At 70.0% G+C, this 19627-nt stretch carries 15 protein-coding genes and 1 pseudogene; 7 read left to right on the top strand and 9 right to left on the bottom strand.

Translation table 11 applies throughout. From position 1 onward, the window contains the following. Positions 1-81 precede the first annotated feature (81 nt). Together WU80_RS19215 and WU80_RS26440 are read right to left on the bottom strand one after the other, a co-directional pair. Complete coding sequence (locus WU80_RS19215) at positions 82-924, bottom strand: aldo/keto reductase (RefSeq protein ID WP_197281299.1); 843 nt, start codon at positions 922-924, stop codon at positions 82-84. 6 nt (positions 925-930) lie between these two features. Next, positions 931-1109 (bottom strand): annotated as a pseudogene (locus WU80_RS26440) (oxidoreductase); the annotation flags it as partial. 247 nt (positions 1110-1356) lie between these two features. Here WU80_RS26440 and WU80_RS19210 point away from each other — a divergent pair. The 6 genes from WU80_RS19210 to WU80_RS19185 all read left to right on the top strand — a co-directional run bounded on the left by WU80_RS19210 (position 1357) and on the right by WU80_RS19185 (position 6386). Beyond that, positions 1357-2472, top strand: a complete 1116-nt coding sequence (locus WU80_RS19210; RefSeq protein WP_055404736.1) for an alpha/beta hydrolase — start codon at positions 1357-1359, stop codon at positions 2470-2472. A 73-nt stretch (positions 2473-2545) separates the two neighbouring features. Next, positions 2546-3310, top strand: a complete 765-nt coding sequence (locus tag WU80_RS19205; protein WP_055404737.1) for a DsbA family protein — start codon at positions 2546-2548, stop codon at positions 3308-3310. A gap of 56 nt (positions 3311-3366) precedes the next feature. Then, a complete protein-coding gene (locus WU80_RS19200; RefSeq protein WP_369808549.1) occupies positions 3367-3939 on the top strand; it encodes a vitamin K epoxide reductase family protein in 573 nt (190 codons plus the stop codon). Between the two features lie 10 nt (positions 3940-3949). Continuing rightward, positions 3950-4504, top strand: coding sequence for a 16S rRNA (guanine(966)-N(2))-methyltransferase RsmD (gene rsmD / locus WU80_RS19195; protein ID WP_055404739.1), 555 nt, complete (start codon positions 3950-3952; stop codon positions 4502-4504). A gap of 77 nt (positions 4505-4581) precedes the next feature. Further along, on the top strand, positions 4582-5064 hold the full coding sequence (gene coaD, locus WU80_RS19190) for a pantetheine-phosphate adenylyltransferase (RefSeq protein WP_055404740.1): 483 nt from the start codon (positions 4582-4584) through the stop codon (positions 5062-5064). 68 nt (positions 5065-5132) lie between these two features. After that, positions 5133-6386 carry a trans-acting enoyl reductase family protein gene (locus WU80_RS19185; RefSeq protein ID WP_055404741.1) on the top strand — a complete coding sequence of 418 codons (1254 nt, stop codon included), beginning with the start codon at positions 5133-5135 and terminating at the stop codon, positions 6384-6386. A 1-nt stretch (position 6387) separates the two neighbouring features. On the opposite strand, the gene WU80_RS19180 is transcribed toward WU80_RS19185, so the two are convergent. Continuing rightward, positions 6388-7080 carry a flavodoxin gene (locus WU80_RS19180; RefSeq protein ID WP_055404742.1) on the bottom strand — a complete coding sequence of 231 codons (693 nt, stop codon included), beginning with the start codon at positions 7078-7080 and terminating at the stop codon, positions 6388-6390. 82 nt (positions 7081-7162) lie between these two features. Beyond that, positions 7163-8335: a permease gene (locus tag WU80_RS19175; RefSeq protein WP_082459948.1), complete on the bottom strand. Its 1173-nt coding sequence runs from the start codon at positions 8333-8335 to the stop codon at positions 7163-7165. Between the two features lie 304 nt (positions 8336-8639). Here WU80_RS19175 and pks2 point away from each other — a divergent pair, with 304 nt between their 5' ends. Further along, a complete protein-coding gene (pks2, locus tag WU80_RS19170; RefSeq protein ID WP_055404743.1) occupies positions 8640-14909 on the top strand; it encodes a type I polyketide synthase in 6270 nt (2089 codons plus the stop codon). Between the two features lie 9 nt (positions 14910-14918). Here the strand turns inward: pks2 and WU80_RS19165 are convergent, their stop codons facing one another. The 5 genes from WU80_RS19165 to WU80_RS19145 all read right to left on the bottom strand — a co-directional run. After that, a complete protein-coding gene (locus tag WU80_RS19165) occupies positions 14919-16184 on the bottom strand; it encodes an acyltransferase (RefSeq protein ID WP_055404749.1) in 1266 nt (421 codons plus the stop codon). A 16-nt stretch (positions 16185-16200) separates the two neighbouring features. After that, the gene (locus WU80_RS19160; protein ID WP_055404744.1) at positions 16201-17004 is read right to left on the bottom strand and encodes an ABC transporter permease; all 804 of its coding nucleotides are present in this window, start codon (positions 17002-17004) and stop codon (positions 16201-16203) included. Beyond that, the gene (locus tag WU80_RS19155; RefSeq protein WP_055404745.1) at positions 17001-17816 is read right to left on the bottom strand and encodes an ABC transporter permease; all 816 of its coding nucleotides are present in this window, start codon (positions 17814-17816) and stop codon (positions 17001-17003) included. The genes WU80_RS19160 and WU80_RS19155 overlap by 4 nt, the downstream gene beginning before the upstream one ends. Further along, entirely contained in the window at positions 17813-18814 is a 1002-nt protein-coding gene (locus tag WU80_RS19150) for a daunorubicin/doxorubicin resistance ABC transporter ATP-binding protein DrrA (RefSeq protein ID WP_055404746.1), read from the bottom strand. The genes WU80_RS19155 and WU80_RS19150 overlap by 4 nt, the downstream gene beginning before the upstream one ends. Positions 18815-18824: 10 nt before the next feature. Continuing rightward, positions 18825-19627 (bottom strand): condensation domain-containing protein (locus WU80_RS19145; protein ID WP_231633860.1); only part of this gene is annotated, 803 nt, incomplete at its 5' end.

Below are 19627 nucleotides of genomic sequence, written 5' to 3'. Positions count from 1 at the left end.
CTACAATCACCACCGCGGCCACACCGCACTCGGCGGCCAACCACCCGCCACTCGCGTACCTAACCTCTCAGGTCAGTACAGCTAGCCCTCGAAGGTGTTGGGATCCGGCCGCAACCGGGTGCCGTCGTTGAGGGCGTTGATCGCGTCCATGTGCTCGGCGGCGAGCTCGAAGTCGAACACGTCGAGGTTCCCGGCGATGTGCTCCGGGTTGGCCGAGCGGAAGACGACCGCGTTGCCCAGCTGCAGGTTCCACCGGAGCAGCACCTGGGCCGGCGTCTTGCCGTATTCGCCGGCGACCGAGGTCACGGTCGGGTTGTCGTGCAGCTTGCCGAGCGCCAGCGGGGTGTAGGCCTGGGTGACGACGTTGTGCTCGGCGTTGGTCTTGCGCACGTCGGCCTGGTTGAGCAGCGGGTGCAGCTCGATTTGATTGACCGCCGGCGTGACGAACGTCAGGTCGATGACGTCGGTGACGTGCAACTCGGTGAAGTTCGAGACGCCGATCGACCGCGCGAGCCCGTTGCCGCGGCACTGGATCAGCCCGCCGAAAGAATTCACGTATTCGCCCCGGGACGGCACCGGCCAGTGGATCAGGTAGAGGTCGAGGTAGTCGAGGCCGAGCCTTTCCAGGCTCTCCTTGCAGGCCTCCTCGGAGCGCAGGAACCCGTGGTCGGCCGGCGCCAGCTTGGTCGTGACGAACAGCTCGGCGCGCGGAATCCCGGAGGCCGCGATCGCGCGGCCGACGGCGGCTTCGTTGCCGTAAGCCGAGGCGGTGTCGATCAGCCGGCAGCCCATTTCCAGCGCTGCGGAAACCGCGCGTTCGGTCTCGTCCTCCGACAACTCCGCGACGCCAAGTCCGAGCACCGGCATCGTGTTTTCGTCATTAAGAGCTATCGAGGGCACGGCAGCGCCCGAATCGCCAGCCAATGTCATTCACCTGCCTGTGAAGTTGAAGGTGCGTGGACCCGGCCGGGTGCCGCCATCGAGCGAGGAGATCGACGCCATTGAATCGGCGCTGAGTTCGCGGCGCTGAGTTCGAAATCGAACACGTCGAAGCTGCTCGCAATCCATGAGGCGGTTACCGGCTTGGGGATCACGATATTACCGAGCTTGGAAAATACCACGTCACCGACACCGGGGCGGGGCGCGGTGATATCGGGACGTGGCCTGTATTTCGCAAATTCGTCACCACGTAGAGTTGGTCGCACGGGTTATGAAGCGGCCGGTAATCGGTGTGCGGCCAGGCGCTGACCGTGCTGCGCGGTGGCCGCCGGGAGGCCGGAAGACGCCGAGGCGAGGGCGCGGACCGCACATCCGTCCGTCGTCGAGCTTTACCACGTTGCATTCGAGGGAGTGCCCATGACCAAGAGCGTGCCCGCGCCGGACCTTCACCTCGGGCCGAAACACGCGCCGATGCGCCTGGCCAGTCGCATGCAGGGCGCGGTCTCGACGATCGGCGTCAAGGTCATTCCCTGGATCCCCACGCCAGCCAAGCGTGCGCTGTTCGGTGGGCGCGCGGTGACCATCGACGGCAACACCCTGGACCCCACCCTTCAGCTGATGCTGGCCGGTCTGCGCGCCGTCGGCATCGACGGCCTGGTCGCCGACGACGACGCGGCCACGTCCCGCGCTCAGCTGCGCCAGCTGTTGCTCGAGCTTCCCGGCCCACAGATCCACGTCGACGTCGAGGAACTGGCGCTGCCCGGGCCGGCCGGCGAGATCCCGGCGCGGCACTACCGTCCCGCCAACGGCGCGGCCGCGCCCCTGCTGGTCTTCTACCACGGCGGCGGATGGGCGATCGGCGACCTGGACGGCTACGACGCGCTGTGCCGGTTGACGTGCCGCGACGCTGGCATCCACGTGCTGTCGATCGACTACCGGCTGGCCCCCGAGCATCCGGCGCCCGCCGCGGTCGAGGACGCCTACGCCGCATTCAGGTGGGCGTACGACCACGCGGAGGAACTCGGCGCCGCACCCGGCCGGGTCGCGGTGGGCGGGGACAGCGCGGGCGGCAACCTGGCCGCCGTCGTCAGCCAGCTGGCGCGCGACGAGGGCGGGCCCGCCCCCGTGCTGCAGTGGCTGATCTACCCGCGAACCGACTTCAGCACGCACACCCGCTCGCTGAGCCTGTTCGCCCGCGGCTTCCTGCTGACCAAACGCGACATCGATTGGTTCGAGTCCCAATACCTGCGTGGTTCGGGCATCGACCGGGCGGATCCGCGGGTGTCGCCGCTGCTGGCCGAGTCGTTGGCCGGGCTCGCCCCCGCGTTGATCGCGGTCGCCGGGTTCGACCCGCTGCGCGACGAGGGGGAGAGCTACGCGGCGGCGCTGGAGGCCGCCGGCACCGCGGTCGACCTGCGGTGCATGGGGTCGTTGACGCACGGCTTCGTCAATCTGTTCCAGCTCGGCGGGGGCTGCGCCGCCGCGACCACCGAGTTGATTTCGGCCCTGCGCGCCCACCTGAGCCGGGTCTGACCTGTCGCGCGCGCGGCGCCGGTAATCTAGAGGCGCCTGACGTCCACCCGAACACCGAAGGATCGCGCAAACTGTGGCCGACAAACCCAAACGCCCCCCGCGCTTTGACATCAAGTCGGCCGACGGTAAATCGGGCCGACTCGTGCAGATCGGCGGGACCGCCATCGTCGTCATCTTCCTGGTCGCGCTGGTCTCCTACATCGTGGTGACGCACCACAAGAAGACCGCGGCCATCGGCGCCGGCGACACCGTGCGGGTGACGTCGAGCAAGCTGGTCACCCAGCCCGGGACCAGCAACCCCAAGGCCGTCGTCACGTTCTACGAGGACTTCCTGTGCCCGGCCTGCGGCAACTTCGAGCGCACCTTCGGCCCGACGGTCTCCAGGCTCATCGACGTCGGCGCGATCGCGGCCGACTACAGCATGGTGTCGATCCTCGACAACGCCAGGAACCAGAATTATTCGTCGCGGGCCGGCGCCGCGGCCCTGTGCGTGGCCGACGAGTCCATGGACGCGTTCCGCCGGTTCCACACGGCCCTGTTCACCACGGACCTGCAGCCCAGCGAGCGCGGCAGCAGCTTCCCGGACAACGCCCGGTTGATCGAGATCGCCCGGGAGGCCGGCGCCGCCGGCAAGGTGCCCGACTGCGTCAACAGCGGCAAATACATTGCCAAGGTCACCGGCGAGGCGGCGGCCGCCAAAATCAACGCCACGCCGACCATCAAGATCAACGGGGACGATTACGACCCGTCCACACCGGATGCGCTGGTCGCCAAGATCAAGAGCATCGTCGGTGACGTGCCCGGCATCGACGGCGCCGCCGCCCCCCCGGCCGCGTGACCACGCCGGCGCCCGCCGAAACCGCCGACCCGACACCGGAATCGCGCCCCGAGGCCCTGCCGGCGCCCAGTGCGTGGTGGGTGCTGATCGCCGGCGTGATCGGCCTGGCCGCCTCGGCGACGCTGACGGTGGAGAAGATCGACCTGCTGCTCAACCCGGCGTACGTGCCGTCGTGCAACTTCAACCCGATTCTGTCGTGCGGCTCGGTGATGGTCACCCCGCAGGCGTCCGTGCTGGGGTTCCCCAACCCGCTGCTCGGTCTGGTGGGGTTCACCGTGGTGGTCGTCACGGGCCTGCTGGCGGTGACGAAAGTTCAGTTGCCGCAATGGTATTGGATCGGGTTGACGGTCGGGGTGCTGCTCGGCGCGGCGTTCGTGCACTGGCTGATCTACGAGAGCCTGTACACCATCGGGGCGTTGTGCCCCTACTGCATGGTCGTCTGGGCGGTCACCATCACGCTGTTGGTGGTGGTCGCCTCGACCGTGTGCCGCCCGGCGCTGCAGCGCCGGGGCCGCGGCGTGGTGTGGGTGCTCTACCAATGGCGGTGGTCGATCGTCGCGCTGTGGTTCACCGCGGTGTTCCTGCTGATCCTGGCGCGGTTCTGGGACTATTGGTCGACGCTGCTGTAGGTGCCGGCAGGTGACCCGGATCATCGGCGGCGTGGCCGGCGGCCGGCGCATCGCCGTCCCGCCGCGGGGAACCCGGCCGACCACCGACCGCGTCCGCGAGTCGTTGTTCAACATCCTGGCCGCCCGAGGGGATTTGGCGGGCGCCGCGGTGCTGGACCTCTATGCCGGTTCGGGCGCACTGGGATTGGAGGCGCTGTCCCGGGGGGCGGCGTCGGCGCTGTTCGTGGAGTCCGATCACCGCAGCGCGGCGGTCATCGCGCGCAACATCGAGACGCTGGGGCTGACCGGTGCGACGGTGCGCCGCGGCGCGGTCGCGACCGTGTTGGCGGCCGGCACCGCGAGCCCGGTCGACCTCGTTCTGGCCGACCCGCCCTACGACGTCGACGCCGCCGAGGTCCAGGCCGTGTTGGCCGCGTTGGTCGCGCACGGCTGGGCGAGCGTCGGCACCGTGGCGGTGGTGGAGCGCCCGGCGGCCGGAGCGCCGCTGGCCTGGCCGGCCGGCTGGTCGGTGTGGGAGCCGCGGGGGTACGGCGACACCCGGCTGGAGATGGCCGAGCGGGTGTGAGGCGGACGTGTACCGTCTTTCGTCATGGGCGCCGCTCCTTTTGATCCCTGCGTTCTGCATCGTCGTCGGCGCGCGTCATGAGCGGCGCGGTATGCCCGGGGTCGTTTGATCCGGTGACGTTGGGCCACATCGACGTCTTCGAACGGGCGTCGGCCCAGTTCGACGAGGTGGTGGTGGCGATCCTGACCAACCCCGCCAAGAAGGGCATGTTCGACCTCGACGAGCGGATCGCGATGATCAACGAGTCGACCACGCACCTGCCCAACCTGCGGGTCGAGGCCGGGCAGGGCCTGGTGGTCGACTTCGTCAGGGCGCGGGGGATGACCGCGATCGTGAAGGGCCTGCGCACCGGCACCGACTTCGAATACGAGCTGCAGATGGCGCAGATGAACAAGCACATCGCCGGTGTCGACACCTTCTTCGTCGCGACGACACCTCGCTATTCGTTCGTCTCGTCGTCCCTGGCCAAAGAGGTCGCGATGTTCGGCGGCGACGTTTCCGAGCTACTGCCGGAACCGGTCAACCGCCGCCTGCGCGAGAAGCTCGCCGGCAAATCCTGAAGCCTTGGGGCGCAACAAGATCCGGTGACGGCGGCTCTGCGCCTCGGGGCGGGTGAGGAGATCGAGCGATGGGTTCGGCGGACCGCGAGTTCGACATCGTCCTCTACGGCGTCACCGGCTTTTCCGGCGAGTTGACGGCCCGTTACCTGGCCGGCGCGGCCGGCGGGGCCCGCATCGCGCTGGCCGGTCGCTCGCCGGACCGGCTGGCGGCCACCCGGAGCGCGCTCGGCACGGCCGCGCGGGATTGGCCGTTGATCGTGGCCGACGCGTCGGACCCGACGACGCTGGACGCGATGGCGGCCCGCACCCGGGTGGTGGTCACCACGGTCGGGCCCTACACCCGCTACGGGTTGCCGGTGGTGGCGGCCTGCGCGAAGGCCGGGACGGACTACGCCGACCTGACCGGCGAGGTGATGTTCGTGCGCGACAGCATCGACCGCTACCACCGGCAGGCCGTCGACACCGGCGCCAGGATCGTCGTCTCGTGCGGATTCGCCTCCCTGCCTTCGGATCTGAACGTCTATCAGCTCTATCGCCGGGCGGCCCGCGACGGCGCAGGGGAGCTGCGCGACACCACCTTCGTGTTCCGCTCCTTCTTCCAGGGTGGCGGCTCCGGAGGAACCGTCGCCTCGGAATTCGAATCCATGCGCACCGCGTCCGGCGACGCGCAGGCTCGCCGGCTGATGAACGACCCGTACACCCTGACCACCGACCGAAGCGCCGAACCGGACCTCGGTCGGCAACCGGACTTCCGGTGGCGCCCGGGCGGCCGGATCGCGCCCGAGCTCGCCGGCTTCTGGCTGGGCGCCCTGGTGTGGGCGCCGCACAACACGCGAATAGTGCGACGCAGCAACGCCTTACAGAACTGGGCCTACGGCAGGCGGTTCCGCTACTCGGAGACCATGAGTCTCGGCAGGTCCGCCGCGGCGCCCGTCGCGTCCGCGGCCGTCACGGGTGCGCTCCGGACCGGCTGGGCCTTGGGCACCAGGCATTTCGGGCGGGTGCCCCGGCGATGGCTGCAGCCCCTCGCCAAGCCCGGCACGGGGCCCAGCGAGGCGATGAGGGAGCGCGGCCACTTCACGGTCGAGACGTACACGACCACGACCTCGGGCGCCCGCTATCTGGGCACCTTCTCCCAGCAGCGGGACGCGTACGACGCGACCGGCGTGCTGCTCGGCGAGAGCGGCCTCGCGCTGGCCCTCGACCGGGATCGGCTCAGTGACCTTACGGGGGTGCTCACGCCGGCGGCGGCGATGGGCGACGCGCTGCTGGCGCGGCTGCCCGCCGCCGGGGTGTCGATGAACACCATCCGGCTGAGCTGAGTCAGGACGCCACGGCGTCGGCGGCCAGCCGATCGGCGAGCGATCGGGCGAAGATCCGCGTCTGCTCCAGCTGGTATGGCTGGACGTTGGTTGCCGGGATGCGCAGGCCGAAATAACGGTTCCGGTAGCGGCCCGACCGCAAATAGCTCATCAGCGAAAGCCCCGAGGCGATCTGGCCGCCGAGGTACTCGAAATGGACCCCGCCCGCGTACCTGCCGCCCAGCCTCTCCCCGAGCCTGCGGACCGCCGCGAAATTGCCGCGCCAGTACCGGCGGCAGACGCAGAACGCGGCGAATGGCTTGCCGGCGAGCAGGATTCGCGCCTCGTCCGACTTCAGGAAAGTACGCATCGGCATGTTCATGGTGAACCACCATGTCGAGGATCCAATGCAGATCAGGTCGTAGCTTGCGTCGCGAACCTCGTCCGGGGTCTGGATCTCGCCGGTCGCCCGGCGCAGCTGGGCGGGCAGGACGCTGAGCAGGTCAAGCGCCGCGTGGCGCAACGGGAAGAGCGAGAAGCGTTCGGCGTAGCGCCGATCGGTGAAGGTGATCGGAGCCCGGTGCACCTCCCAGCCCCGCTCGCCGAACACCTCGGCTGCCGCCTCGAGCACCGCTAGCGTCTGCCCGGTGAAGGTGTAGTAGAGGAGCAGCACCCGGCGCCGCGGGCCGTGGCCGTCGATGGATATCTCAGTCATCTCGTGCGACTCCTTCTTGGCCGTTGCCGATCACTTCGCCAGATCATCGCCCCCGAAGCCGCCGGAGACAATCCGTTGGCCGCTAGTGGCACTCGTGGTCGTGCCCGCTGTCGGGCGAGCCACCCATCATCCGCGCCATCGGGATCCCGCCCGTGGTGACGAACCGGACGACGAGCACGGCAGCGATGGCCAGGAAGGCGATATTGAGCCAGGTGGAGTAGTTCCACGAGATCGTGGCTTCCATCACCGTGGCGTTGCGCTGCTTCGGGATGAGACTCGCTGCGCCGAAGATCAATTCGACCAAATAGCCGGCCGCCACCATCGCGGCGTAGAACGTGCCGAGCAGCGTGAGCATCATCCGGGTGCCGTAGTACTTCCGGTAAATGTTCAGGATCGGCAGGATCAGCAGGTCGGCGTAGATGAACGCGATGACACCGCCGAAGCTGATGCCGCCGTTCCAGAGCACCGCGGCCAGTGGCACGTTGCCGATAGAGCAGACGAACGACACGATCGCCACTACCGGTCCCACTATCGGTCCCCACAGCGCCGACAAGCCCGGGCTGTCGGCCAAAAAGAATCCACGCCAGAATGATTCGGGCACCCACGCCGCTATCGCACCGGCGATCAACAGGCCCAGAACCAGGTCCCGCAGGATCGCCAACCACTCCATCACGAACACGTGCGAAACCGAGGTGAAGCCCTCCCCGGACAAGAGCCGCTGCGCGAACGTGCCGTCCTTCTTGATCGACATGTCCATGGCCGCGTGGCCCTCCATCGATCCGGCGATACCCCGCTCGGCCTGCGCCCGGGCCTCGTCGATCAGCCGCGACCGCACGAACAACCGGAACAGCACGGCCAGCACCACGATCATCAGCGGGCCGCCGACGAACTCCGCGGCGGTGAACTGCCAGCCCATCAGCAGGGCCAGGATGATGCCCAACTCGACCACCAGGTTGGTCGAACCGATTTCGAAGGCCATCGCGGCGGTGAAGCTGGCGCCCTTGCGGAACAACGAGCGGGCCAGGGCCACCGCGGCGTACGAGCACGAGGACGACGCCGCCCCGAGCCCGGCGGCCACCGCCAGGGTGCGTGGTCGATCGTCGCCCAGCAGCCCGACGATGGTCGAGCGCCGCACCACCGCCTGCACCACCGCCGACAGCGCGAAGCCCAGAATCAGCGCCCAGAGGATTTCCCACGTCATCGACCCGGCGAGGCCCAACGCGTGCCCGATCGCCGACAGCGCCCTGTGTGTCACCTGGTCCTCGCTTCGTGGCTGGCGTTTTTCCGTTCACGATATACCCTATGGGGGTATATCGCAACCGACGGCCCGCGGCGATAACCGCAGGTCATCGCCGCGGGGTGGGGGAGGGCGGCCGAAATCGGTGCATTCCCCCCACCCCGATTGCTTCGAGCGTCTAAGCTTGGCGCTTCGTTGGGTTCCGCGTCGAGACCCGCTCGGGTTGGGGGGCGCGAGCGATGCTGCGCTGCGCCCTCAAATTTCACTAGCGCCGGTGATACTCGCAGCATCGCCGGTTGGCCTGAGACGAGGTACAGCGGCGATGGAACCACGCGTCACCCCCATTGCGGTCATCGGAATGGGATGCCGGCTTCCGGGCGGGATCGACTCCCCCGAAGCGTTCTGGCAAGCGCTGTTGCGGGGCGACGACCTGGTGACCGAGATCCCCGCGGACCGATGGGACGTCGAGGACCACTACGACCCCGAGCGCGGGGTGCACGGGCGGTCGGTCTCGCGTTGGGGCGGCTTCATCGACGACGCCGGCGGCTTCGACGCCGCTTTCTTCGGCTTCGGTGAACGCGAGGCGACCGCGATCGACCCGCAGCACCGGTTGCTGCTGGAGACGTCCTGGGAAGCGATCGAGCATGCGGGCATCGCGCCGCCGGAGTTGAGCGGCTCGCGCACCGGCGTGTTCGTGGGGATGTGCCAGCAGGACTACACGCTGATGAGCGGCGACGCCGGGGTGATGGAGGACGCCTACGGCTACACGTGCACCCCGTTTTCCATGGCCTCCGGACGGATCGCCTACGGGCTGGGGCTGGTGGGGCCCGCGGTCACGCTCGACACCTCCTGCTCGTCCGGGTTGCTGGCCGTCCACCTGGCCTGCTCGAGCCTGAACACCGGCGAAAGCGATCTCGCCCTGGCGGGGGGCGCCATGCTGGTGCTGGACCCCCGCGTATCGGCGTCGGCGTCCGCTCAGGGCATGCTGTCGCCCACCGGCCGCTGCCACACGTTCGACGCCGCCGCCGACGGGTTCGTCCGTTCCGACGGGTGCGCGGTGGTCGTGCTCAAGCGCATGCCCGACGCGGTGCGCGACGGTGACCGGATCCTCGCGGTGGTCCGCGGCACGGCGGTCAACCAGGACGGCCGTTCCGAGACCATCACGACGCCGTCGTCGGATGCGCAGGCCGCGGTGTACCGGGCGGCGCTGGACGCCGCGGGCGTCGACCCCGCGACCGTCGGCATGGTGGAAGCGCACGGCACCGGAACCCCGAAGGGCGACCCGCTCGAATTCGCCAGTCTCACCGAGGTTTACGGGGCCGGCGGCAACCGCGTCGCCCTCGGCTCGGCCAAGAGCAACGTCGGGCACACCGAGGCCGCCGCGGGCGCGGTCGGGTTGGTCAAGGCGGTGCTCGGGGTGCGCCACGGCGCGGTGCCGCCGATGGCCCACTTCCGGCGCCTGCCCGACGAGCTGGCCCGCATCGAAACCGGATTGTTCGTGCCACAGGAGGTTACGCCGTGGCCGGACAAGGGCCAGGGACCGCGGCGCGCCGGGGTGACCTCGTTCGGCATGTCGGGCACCAACGTGCACGCCGTCATCGAACAGGCACCCGAACCTCCCGCCGACGATGCGGCCGCGGAACGCCCTGGGCCGCTGCTGTTCCCGTTGTCCTCCACCTCCGCCGACGAGCTGCGCCGCACGGCGCGGCGGCTGGCCGACTGGCTGGACACCAACACGGTGTCCGCCACCGACCTGGCCTACACGCTGGCGCGGCGGCGCGGGCACCGGACCGTGCGCACCGCGGTCGCCGCGGACGGCCTCGAGGAGCTGGGCAGCGCGCTGCGCGAAATCGCCCGCGGCGAAACCCCTTACGCGCCCGCCGCCGGTCACGACGACCGCGGGCCCGTGTGGGTGTTTTCCGGACAGGGCTCGCAGTGGGCGGGGATGGGCGCGGAGCTGCTGGCCAAGGAGCCGGCGTTCGCCGCCACCGTCGCCGAGGCCGAGCCGCTGATCGCGGCGGAGTCGGGTTTCTCTGTCACCGAGGCGATGTCGGCCCTTCAGACGGTCACGGGCATCGAGCGGGTCCAGCCGACGCTGTTCGCCTTCCAGGTCGCGCTGGCCGCCGCGATGCGGGCCTACGGCGTGCGGCCCGGGGCGGTCATCGGCCACTCCATGGGCGAGATCGCGGCGGCCGTGGTCGCCGGGGCCCTGTCGCTGCACGACGGGGTGAAGGTGATCTGCCGGCGGTCCAAGCTGATGGCGCGCATCGCGGGCGCGGGGGCGATGGCATCGGTGGAGCTGCCCGCCCAGCAGGTGCGCGACGAACTGGCCGCCCGGGGCATCAGCGACGCGGTGGTCTCGGTGATCGCCTCGCCCAACTCCACCGTGATCGGCGGAGCGACGCGGACGGTGCGCGATCTGGTGGCGCAATGGGAGGCCCGCGAGGTGATGGCCCGGGAGGTGGCCGTCGACGTCGCCTCGCACTCGGCTCAGGTCGATCCGATCCTCGCCGACCTGGCCGACCAGCTCGCCGACCTCACGCCTGCGGCCCCGGAAGTGCCGTATTACTCTGCGACGCTTGACGATCCACGATCGCGGCCGGCGTTCGACGCCGGCTATTGGGTGAACAACCTGCGGCAGTCGGTCAAGTTCGCGGCCGCGGTGCGGGCGGCGCTCGACGACGGCCACCGCGTCTTCGGTGAACCGGCCCCGCATCCGCTGCTGATCCGGGCGGTCGAACAGAACGCGGCCGCCTCCGACGTCACCATCGCCGCGCTCGGCGCCATGCGGCGCGACCAGCCGGTGCCGCACGGTCTGCGGGAGTTCCTGGGGGACCTGTACAGCGCCGGCGCCGCCATCGACTTCGCCGCGCTGTATCCGGCCGGCCGGCTGGTGGACGCGCCGCTGCCGACGTGGACCCACCAGCGGCTGCTCATCGAAGCCGACGGGGCGCGGTCGCGCGGCCGGTTCACGCTCGACGCGCACCCGCTCCTGGGCGCGCACGTGCGGTTGCCGGAGGAACCCGAACGCCACGCGTGGCAGGGCGAGGTCGGCACCGCGGCCTTGCCGTGGCTGGCCGACCACCGGGTGAACGGGGTTGCGGCCTTCCCCGGGGCCGGATTCTGCGAGATGGCGCTGGCGGCCGCCGCCGCGGTGCTGGGGCCGGAATCCGAGGTCCGCGACGTTCGCTTCGAACAGATGCTGCTGCTGGGGGACCGGACGCCGGTGAGCGCGGTGGCCTCGGTCACCGACGCCGGCGTGGCCGACTTCATCGTGGAGACCGAGCGCGACGGGGAGCGGATCCGCAGCGCCGCCGCGGTGCTGCGCGCGGGCGACCCGGCCGATCAGCAGCAGCGACGCGACGTCGCCGCCCTGCTGGCCACCCACCCCCTACTGAGTGATGGTGCCGCGCTGCGCAAGTCGTTCGCCGAGCGCGGCGTCGACTACGGTCCCGCCTTCACCGGCCTGGTCTCGACGCGCACCGCCGAGGGCAAGAGCCGCAGCGTGGTGGCCGAGGTCGCGTTACCGGGCGCGGTCCGCGCCGAGCGGGGCGGCTACGGCGTGCACCCCGCCCTGCTGGACGCCTGCTTCCAGACCGTGCTGGCGCACCCCGCCGTCAACGAGGCCGCGCGGGAAAGCCTGCTGCCCTTGGGCGTTGCCCGCCTGCGTCGGTACGGCCCGACGCGCGGCGCGCGCTACTGCCACCTGCGGCTGGCCGCGGCGACGGGGTCTTCGGTCGACGTCGATTTCGAGTTGCTCGACTCCGACGGCGCGGTGCTGCTGGCGGTGCAGGGCCTGCGCATGGGGATCGGCGGCGGCGGGGCCGACCGGCTGATGGCCGAGCGGCTGCTGACCGTCGACTGGCAGCGGCAGGCGCCGCCGTCGGCGCCCGACCGGGTCGTCGGGGGATGGCTGTTGATCAACACCGCCGAGGCCGACCTGCTCGAATCCAGGCTGACGGATGCACTGAAATCGGCAGGCGCGCAATGCGACACGCTGAACTGGCCGGAGTTGTCCGACCACCGGGCCAACGCCGAGCGGCTGGCCGCGGCGGTGCGCGGCGGACTGGAAGGCGTGGTGATCGTGTGCCCGCCGCCGGCCGGGGAGCCCGACGAGCAGGGCCTGCTGCAGGGCCGGGAACAGGTGCGCCACGTGGTGCGCATGATCCGCGACCTGCCGGAGATGTCGGCGACGCCGCCGCGGCTGTATGTCGTCACCCGGCGGGCGCAGATCGTGCTGGCCGAGGACGAACCGAACCTGGTGCAGGCCGGGCTGCGCGGGCTGCTGCGCGTGGTCGGCGCCGAGAACCCCCAACTGCGGACCACCCAGATCGACCTGGAGAGCGACGACGACGTCGAGCGGGTGGCACACGAACTGCTGTCCGGTTCGGCCGAAGACGAGACCGCCTGGCGCGGCGGTCAGTGGCACACGGCGCGGCTGCGCTGCACGCCGTTGGGTCCCGACGAACGCAGGCTCACCACCGTCAACCATGAAACCGACCGGATGCGCGTCGTGGTGCGCCACCCCGGTGATCTGCAGACGCTCGAGTTCGTCGCCCTCGACCGCACGGCCCCGGGCCCGGGCGAGGTCGAGGTGGCGATCGACGCGTCCAGCGTCAACTTCGCCGAAGTGCTTGCGGCCCTTGGCCGTTACCCCGACCTGGAGGGCGAGCCGCACCAGCTGGGATTCGACCTGGGCGGTGTGGTCACCCGGGTCGGCGAGGGCGTCACCGAGCACCGCGTCGGCGACCGCGTGGGCGGTTTCTCCGGCTTCGCCAACGGCAGCTGGGGCACGTTCGTCACCTGTGACGCCCGGCTCGTCGCCACCGTGCCGCCCGACATGACCGCCGGCCAGGCCGCCGCCGCGGCGACCGCGTACGGCACCGCTTGGTACGGCCTGTGCGAATTGGCCAGAATTTCGGCGGAGGACAAGGTGCTGATCCATTCCGGCACCGGCGGCGTTGGTCAGGCCGCGATCGCGATCGCGCGCATGGTGGGGGCCGAGGTCTTCGCCACCGCGGGCAGCCCCGAGCGGCGAGCGCTGTTGCGGGACATGGGCGTCGAGCACGTCTACGACTCGCGCAGCACGGCGTTCGCCGACGAGATCCGTCGCGACACCGACGGGTACGGGGTCGACCTGGTGCTCAACTCGCTGACCGGGTCCGCCCAGCGCGCCGGGCTGAACCTGCTCGCCTACGGTGGACGGTTCGTGGAGATCGGCAAGCGGGACATCTACGACGACGCCCGCCTTGGTCTGTTTCCGTTCCGCCACAACCTCACCTTCTACGCCGTCGACCTGGCGCTGCTCACCAAGACGCACCCGCGGCGGGTGCAGGAGTTGCTGCAGGCGGTCTACCAGCGGATCGCCGACGGTGATCTGCCACAACCGAATTGCACCGAATACCCGATATCGGAGGCGGCGACGGCGATCCGGGTGATGAGCGGCGCCGAGCATACCGGCAAGCTGGTGCTCACCGTGCCGCGCCACGGGCAGACCCGCGCGGTGCTGCCGCCGGAGCAGGCGCCGGTGTTCCGCGCGGACGGCGCCTACATCGTCACCGGCGGCCTGGGCGGGCTGGGATTGTTCCTGGCCTCCGAGATGGCCAAGGCGGGCTGCGGGCGCATTGTGCTGACCGCGCGGTCCACCCCCACGGCCAAGGCGCGCCAGGCCATCGAACGCCTCCGCGCCGCCGGGACCGATGTGGTGGTGGAAAGCGGCAACATCGCCGAGGCCGACACCGCGGCCCGGGTGGTGGCCGCGGCCACCGCGACCGGACTCCCGCTGCGCGGGGTGCTGCACGCCGCCGCGGTGGTCGAGGACGCCGTGCTCGCCAACATCACCGACGAGCTGATCGATAAGGACTGGGCGCCAAAGGTCAACGGGGTGTGGAACTTACACCACGCCACGGCCGGCCAGCCGCTGGACTGGTTCTGCGCCTTCTCGTCGGTGGCCGCGCTGTTCGGCTCGGCGGGTCAGGGCGCGTACGCCGCGGCATCCAGCTGGTTGGACGCGTTCACCCACTGGCGCCGCGGCCAGGGACTGCCCGCGACCACGATCGCGTGGGGCGCGTGGGGCGAGATCGGCCGCGCCACGTTCCTGGCGGCCGGCGGCCGCACCACGATGATCGCCCCGGACGAGGGTGCGCGGGCGTTCGAGACGCTGCTGCGCTACGACCGGGGGTACACCGGTTACGTCCCGACGACCGGCGCGCCGTGGCTCGCCGCGCTGGTGGACCGCAGCCCGTTCGCCGAAGCGTTCCGGGCCGCCGGAGAACAGCACGCAGGCGAGGGCGCCACGCTGCGCGCCGAACTGCGCTCGCTGTCACCCGACGAGTGGCCGGCCCGACTCCGGCGCCTGATCACCGAGCAGACCGGGTTGATTCTGCGCCGCACAATAGATCCCGATCGCCCGTTCGCCGATCACGGTCTGGACTCGCTGGGCAACCTCGAACTGCGGACCCGCATCGAGGCCGAAACCGGGATCCGGATCACCCCCAAGGTCGTCGCGACCTACAACTCCGCGCGCTCGTTGAGCCTGCACCTGACCGAGACGCTGGTGGCCGAGGGGGCCGGTGCGCCCACGCCGTCCTGAAATGCCGGCTCACTCCATGGCCCAGCTGTCCTCCTCGACCAGCGAGCAGAGCCGCGAATGGATTGCCGCCAAGGTCTTTTCGCGTCCCGGCAGGTGCGCGTGGTGCTCGATGAACAACCGGTTCGCGAAAGTTCCGACGCTGTAGAGGTCCACCGGGGCGCGGGTGGGGAAGTAGAGCTCGCTCTGGAAGTCCTCCAGCTCGATCTCGTCGGGGACGCGCAGCGGCGGGATGGTGCCGGTGTCCGTGCACAGCACGACCGGGGGGAGCCCCGCGGGAGTGCCCTGATACTGCAGGTTGAAATGCAGCGCGGATTGCTGGATTACCCCGTCCGACAGGTCGGTGCGGAAGGAGTCCACGATTCCGCGGGCCAGATCCACCAGATCGGTGTCGGCCCTGATCTCGGCGAGGTAGGTGGCTACGCCCAGCGGCAGCGTGCTGCCGGTGAGACTCACCGGCGGTGAGAGCAGGTAGCGCAGATCGACCGGGTAGATGTACGGAATCGGGATGTGGGGCGTGTCGCGCAATTCCCACTCGGCCAGCAGGATGGCCGCCGCCACCACGGAGTTGAGGCTGAGCTGATTGGTCAAACCGAACTCGACCAGCTCGGCCGTCTCTTCCTCGGTGAACCGTATCCGCGCGATCGGAATGGGTTGTATCGCATCCGGATTCGGCATTACGGGCGGCTTGTCCTGGGCCGGCAGGTCGTAGGCGAACATCGCCTTGAAGAGCTTCTCCAGCCCGGACCGCTGCTGTTTTGTCACGCCGCGCTGTTCCAGCAGGAGCTCCAGCGCTTCGGGCGCGGGTTGCGGCGTGATCGGCGGCGGCGCGCCGGTGGTGACGACATCGGTGTAGAGGGAGAAGAGCTCTTCGAGCAGACCGAACGCGTGGTGGGCGTCGGCCAGGCTGTGGTGGGTGTAGAGCGTGAGTTCGGTGCGTGCGCCGCTGCGCTTCAGCCGAAGATTGAGCAAGGTCTGGTTCTGGTCGAGGCGCATGCCGGCCGTCGCCGGTGCGGCATCCGGTTCGGTGTCGTCCTCGACCACCCAGATGCCGGGGTGCATCAAGTCTTCGGCGACGATCTGGTAGCGGCCGTCGTCGCCCTTTTCCAGGCGGCCGGTGAAGACGGGGTGGGACTCCAGCAGCGCGTCGAAGGCGTCGGCCATCGCGTCGAGGTCGACGGGGCCGGTGACGAAAGCGGTGAAGGCGAAATAGGTTTCGTTGACCGCGAACACCTCTTCGCTGCGCGTCAGTTTGCGGATGACGGATCCCGGAAACATGCCCACCACTTCCTCGTCAGCTCGTGCTGGCGCGTCGATAGCCGGCCAGCGCCGGCACGATGCAGACGGCGGTGATGCCGCCGGCCCACACCAGCGTGGCGATCATCGGCCAGCGCACCGGCCCGCCCAGCGACAGGCCGCGCATCGCCTCGATCGCGTAGCTCATCGGCTGGTGCGCGACCACCGGCTGCACCCACTTCGGAAATTGATCCACCGGCAGGAAGCCGGTCGAGAACACCACGGCGAGAACGTGCCCGAGCGTGACCGTTTCGAGCAGGAAGTTGTTGGCGGTGTACAGCGCCACCATCGTGATCAGGGTGGCGAACGCGAGCCCGAAGATCATCGGGACGACGAACCAGGTCAGGCTCGCGAGCAGGCCCTGCCGGAAGCGGAAGCCCAGCATCATCCCCACGGCCAGCACGACCAGGGTGGTGATCACGATCCGGATCAGCTCGGCCGCGATCCGCGAACACACGCCCGACGCGCGGTGCACCGGCACCACCCACAGCCGGCGCAGCAAGCCGTTGGAGCGTTCGCCGATGAGCCCGATCGCCCCGATCGCGGCCCCATTTATCGTGGCGGCCAGCGCATTCAGCGGAACCGTGCCGTACAGCGCGCTGTGGCCGGTGACCTGTGAAATGACGTTGCCCAGAATGATGTTCAGCGTCAACAGGAACAGGATCGGCAGGACGAGTGCCTCGATCACGGTGGTCAGATCGCGCGCCCAGCCCAGCAGGATCCGCCGCGTCTGAACCCAGGTTTGCGACGCCAGCGCGCGTGCCGAGTCCTCGTGGTAGCGGGGCGAATCCAGCAGCGTCATCGCGACCGCCTGGCCAACACGATCGCCGACGCCGGAATCAGCAGCGCTGTCAATCCGAACAACCACGCCAGCGTCGGCGCCAGCACCCGCCAGGTCACCGATCCGCCGTACGGGGCGGCGTCCCCGGCCAGCGCGCGCAAGGCGATCACGAACTGTGACACCGGCTGGTTGCGGACGATCGGCTGGATCCAGTGCGGAAACTGCTGCGCCGGCTGGACTCCGGTGGACAGCAGGCCGAAGATCAAGGGCGGCAGGATGAGCAACGGGGTCATGGCTTCGGGGTTGCGGGTTCCGGTGCCGACCAGGTCCGCCGCGAAGGACAGGATCGATCCGACCGCCACCACCAGCAGGCAGAAGGCCGCGACGTAGATCGCCGAGCGGTGAAACCGGAACCCGATGACATAGCCGCAGACCACCGCGACCGCCACCGAGACGGTGCAGCGGTACACCGCGGCCGAGATGCGGGCGCCCACCGGGGCGAACGGGGCCATCGGCATGGATCTGAACCGCCGGTTGATGCCCTGCACCGAGTCGGTCGCGGCCCGAAAGGCCGTCGACATGGCGGCGAAGGTGATGGCCTGCAACGCGATCAACGGCATGACGTATTGCGCGTAACTGCTGGACAGTCCCTTGGTCGCGGTGCCCATGATCTGGTGCAGCGGGATGTAGAAGCCGGCCGTGAACACCACCGATGATGCGACGGTCACGAGCAGCTCGCCGTTGCGCAGGGTCGGCGCGATGAAGCGAACGGTGAGGACCCACCACTGCGTCAGCGTGGACAGGTGGCGTTCGGGGCTGGCGGTCGCGGTCACCCGACGGCCTGGGTCGCGACGGGGGCGCGCGCGGCGGGCGATTCGTCCGTCAGCGCAAGGAACACGTCGTCGAGCGACGGGCGCCGCAGGGCGACGTCGGCCACCTCGATGCCGGCGGCGGCCAGTCGCCCCACGGCCTCGATGAGGGTGCGGGCGCCGTCCGGGGCGGGGATCGCGATCCGATCCGAATCGGGCGTGAGCGCGGCCCGGATCTTGTCGGGCACCAGCGGGCCCAGGACGTCGGCGATCGCCCGCAGGTCGGTCAACCGGCGCGGCACGATCTCGCAATAACTGCCGCCGGTGCGCTCCTTGAGCTCGTCGGCCGTTCCCTCGGCGATGACCCGCCCGTGGTCGATCACCACGATCCGGTCGGCCAGCGCGTCGGCCTCCTCGAGGTACTGCGTCGTCAGCAGCGTGGCGATGCCGCCGTCCTTGAACTTGCCGACCAGGTCCCAAATGCTTTGCCTGCTGCGCGGATCCAGCCCGGTGGTGGGCTCGTCCAGGAAGACGACCTCGGGGCGGACCACCAGGCCGCAGGCGATGTCGATGCGGCGGCGCATGCCGCCGGAGTAGGTCTTGACGCGCCGGTCGGCGGCGTAGGCGAGATCGAATTCATCGATGAGCTGCCTGGCGCGGGCGCGCGCCGCCGACTTGTGCAGGCCGAACAGCCGGCCGAACATCACCAGGTTTTCGCTGCCGGTGAGCATGTCGTCGATCGCCACTTGCTGGCCGGTGAGCATGATGGAGCGGCGCACACCGGCCGGTTCGGACACCACGTCGTAGCCGGCCACCACCGCGCGGCCGCCGTCCGGCCGGCTCAGCGTCGACAGGATGTCCACCAGGGTGGTCTTGCCCGCGCCGTTCGGCCCGAGCAGCCCGAGCACCTCGCCGCGGCCGACGTCGAAGCTGACCTCGTGCAGGGCCACGAAGTCGCCGAAGGTCTTGCGAACCCGGTCGACGACGACCGCCTTATCGGTCGCTGTCCGTGCGTCGATCACTCGGCCCCCCTCAACCCGCGTCCAGGGCCGACAGGTCCACCAATGCCAATTCCACCGGCTGCCCGCCCATGTCGGCGTCCCCGGCGGCGATGGCGTCGCCGATCAGCGCCCGCAGCGCCAGCGGGAAACACCGCGCCAGCGCCTCGGCGCGCGCCCCCTGCACCCGGCGGGTGTCGTACCACCAATCGAGGTGCAGCACGCCGGAGTGCCGGTAGACGCGCAACTCGATGGCATGACCCAGGCCCGGAATCGCGTCGCGCACGGGCATGGCCGCGTCGGAGTCGAATTGCACCGGCGCATCGATCGGCGGCAGCTCGGGAACCACGCCGATGTAGCGGAAGTGAACATCCGCGGGGTGCGCGGCCGACAGCGCCCGCGCGGTGGGCGCGTAGAGATACCGCAGCAGCCCGTAGCCGATCCCATAGTGCGGCACGGATTTGAGGGTGTCGCGAACGGCCGTCAGCAGCTCGGTGGCGCCCGTATCGTCGGGCGTGGCGCAGCGCAGCGGCACCGGATAGATCGTGGTGAACCGCCCGATTGTTCTGCGCAGGTCGACATCCGGGCGCAGCACCGAACGTCCGGCCCCTTCCAGGTCGACGGCGACCACGCCGGCGCCGACGGTCTCGGCGATGGTCCGGCTCAGCGCCGCCAACAGGATCTCGTCCACCGACCACCCGAGCGCGCGCCGGGCGTCGTCGACCTCGGACGTCTGCTCGACCGTCAGCGCCGTCGACACCTTGGCCAGGTCGTCAGCGCGCGGCGGTTCGGTCGCCTCGGGGTCGGCCGGCCGCAGGGTCGGCCGCATCGCGCCGT

This window comes from Mycobacterium sp. UM_11 (assembly GCF_001414075.1).
In the GTDB taxonomy this organism is placed as follows: Bacteria; Actinomycetota; Actinomycetes; order Mycobacteriales; family Mycobacteriaceae; genus Mycobacterium.
Note: the sequence above shows the minus strand (reverse complement) of the source record. Positions and strands in the feature narration are given on the sequence as shown.

Excerpts from the sequence above, each read along its gene's own strand:
- WU80_RS19210 (WP_055404736.1), top strand. The coding sequence starts at position 1,357 with ATGACCAAGAGCGTGCCCGCGCCGGACCTTCACCTCGGGCCGAAACAC.
- coaD (WP_055404740.1), top strand. The coding sequence starts at position 4,582 with ATGAGCGGCGCGGTATGCCCGGGGTCGTTTGATCCGGTGACGTTGGGC.
- WU80_RS19185 (WP_055404741.1), top strand. The coding sequence starts at position 5,133 with ATGGGTTCGGCGGACCGCGAGTTCGACATCGTCCTCTACGGCGTCACC.
- WU80_RS19180 (WP_055404742.1), bottom strand. The coding sequence starts at position 7,080 with ATGACTGAGATATCCATCGACGGCCACGGCCCGCGGCGCCGGGTGCTG.
- pks2 (WP_055404743.1), top strand. The coding sequence starts at position 8,640 with ATGGAACCACGCGTCACCCCCATTGCGGTCATCGGAATGGGATGCCGG.
- WU80_RS19165 (WP_055404749.1), bottom strand. The coding sequence starts at position 16,184 with ATGTTTCCGGGATCCGTCATCCGCAAACTGACGCGCAGCGAAGAGGTG.
- WU80_RS19160 (WP_055404744.1), bottom strand. The coding sequence starts at position 17,004 with ATGACGCTGCTGGATTCGCCCCGCTACCACGAGGACTCGGCACGCGCG.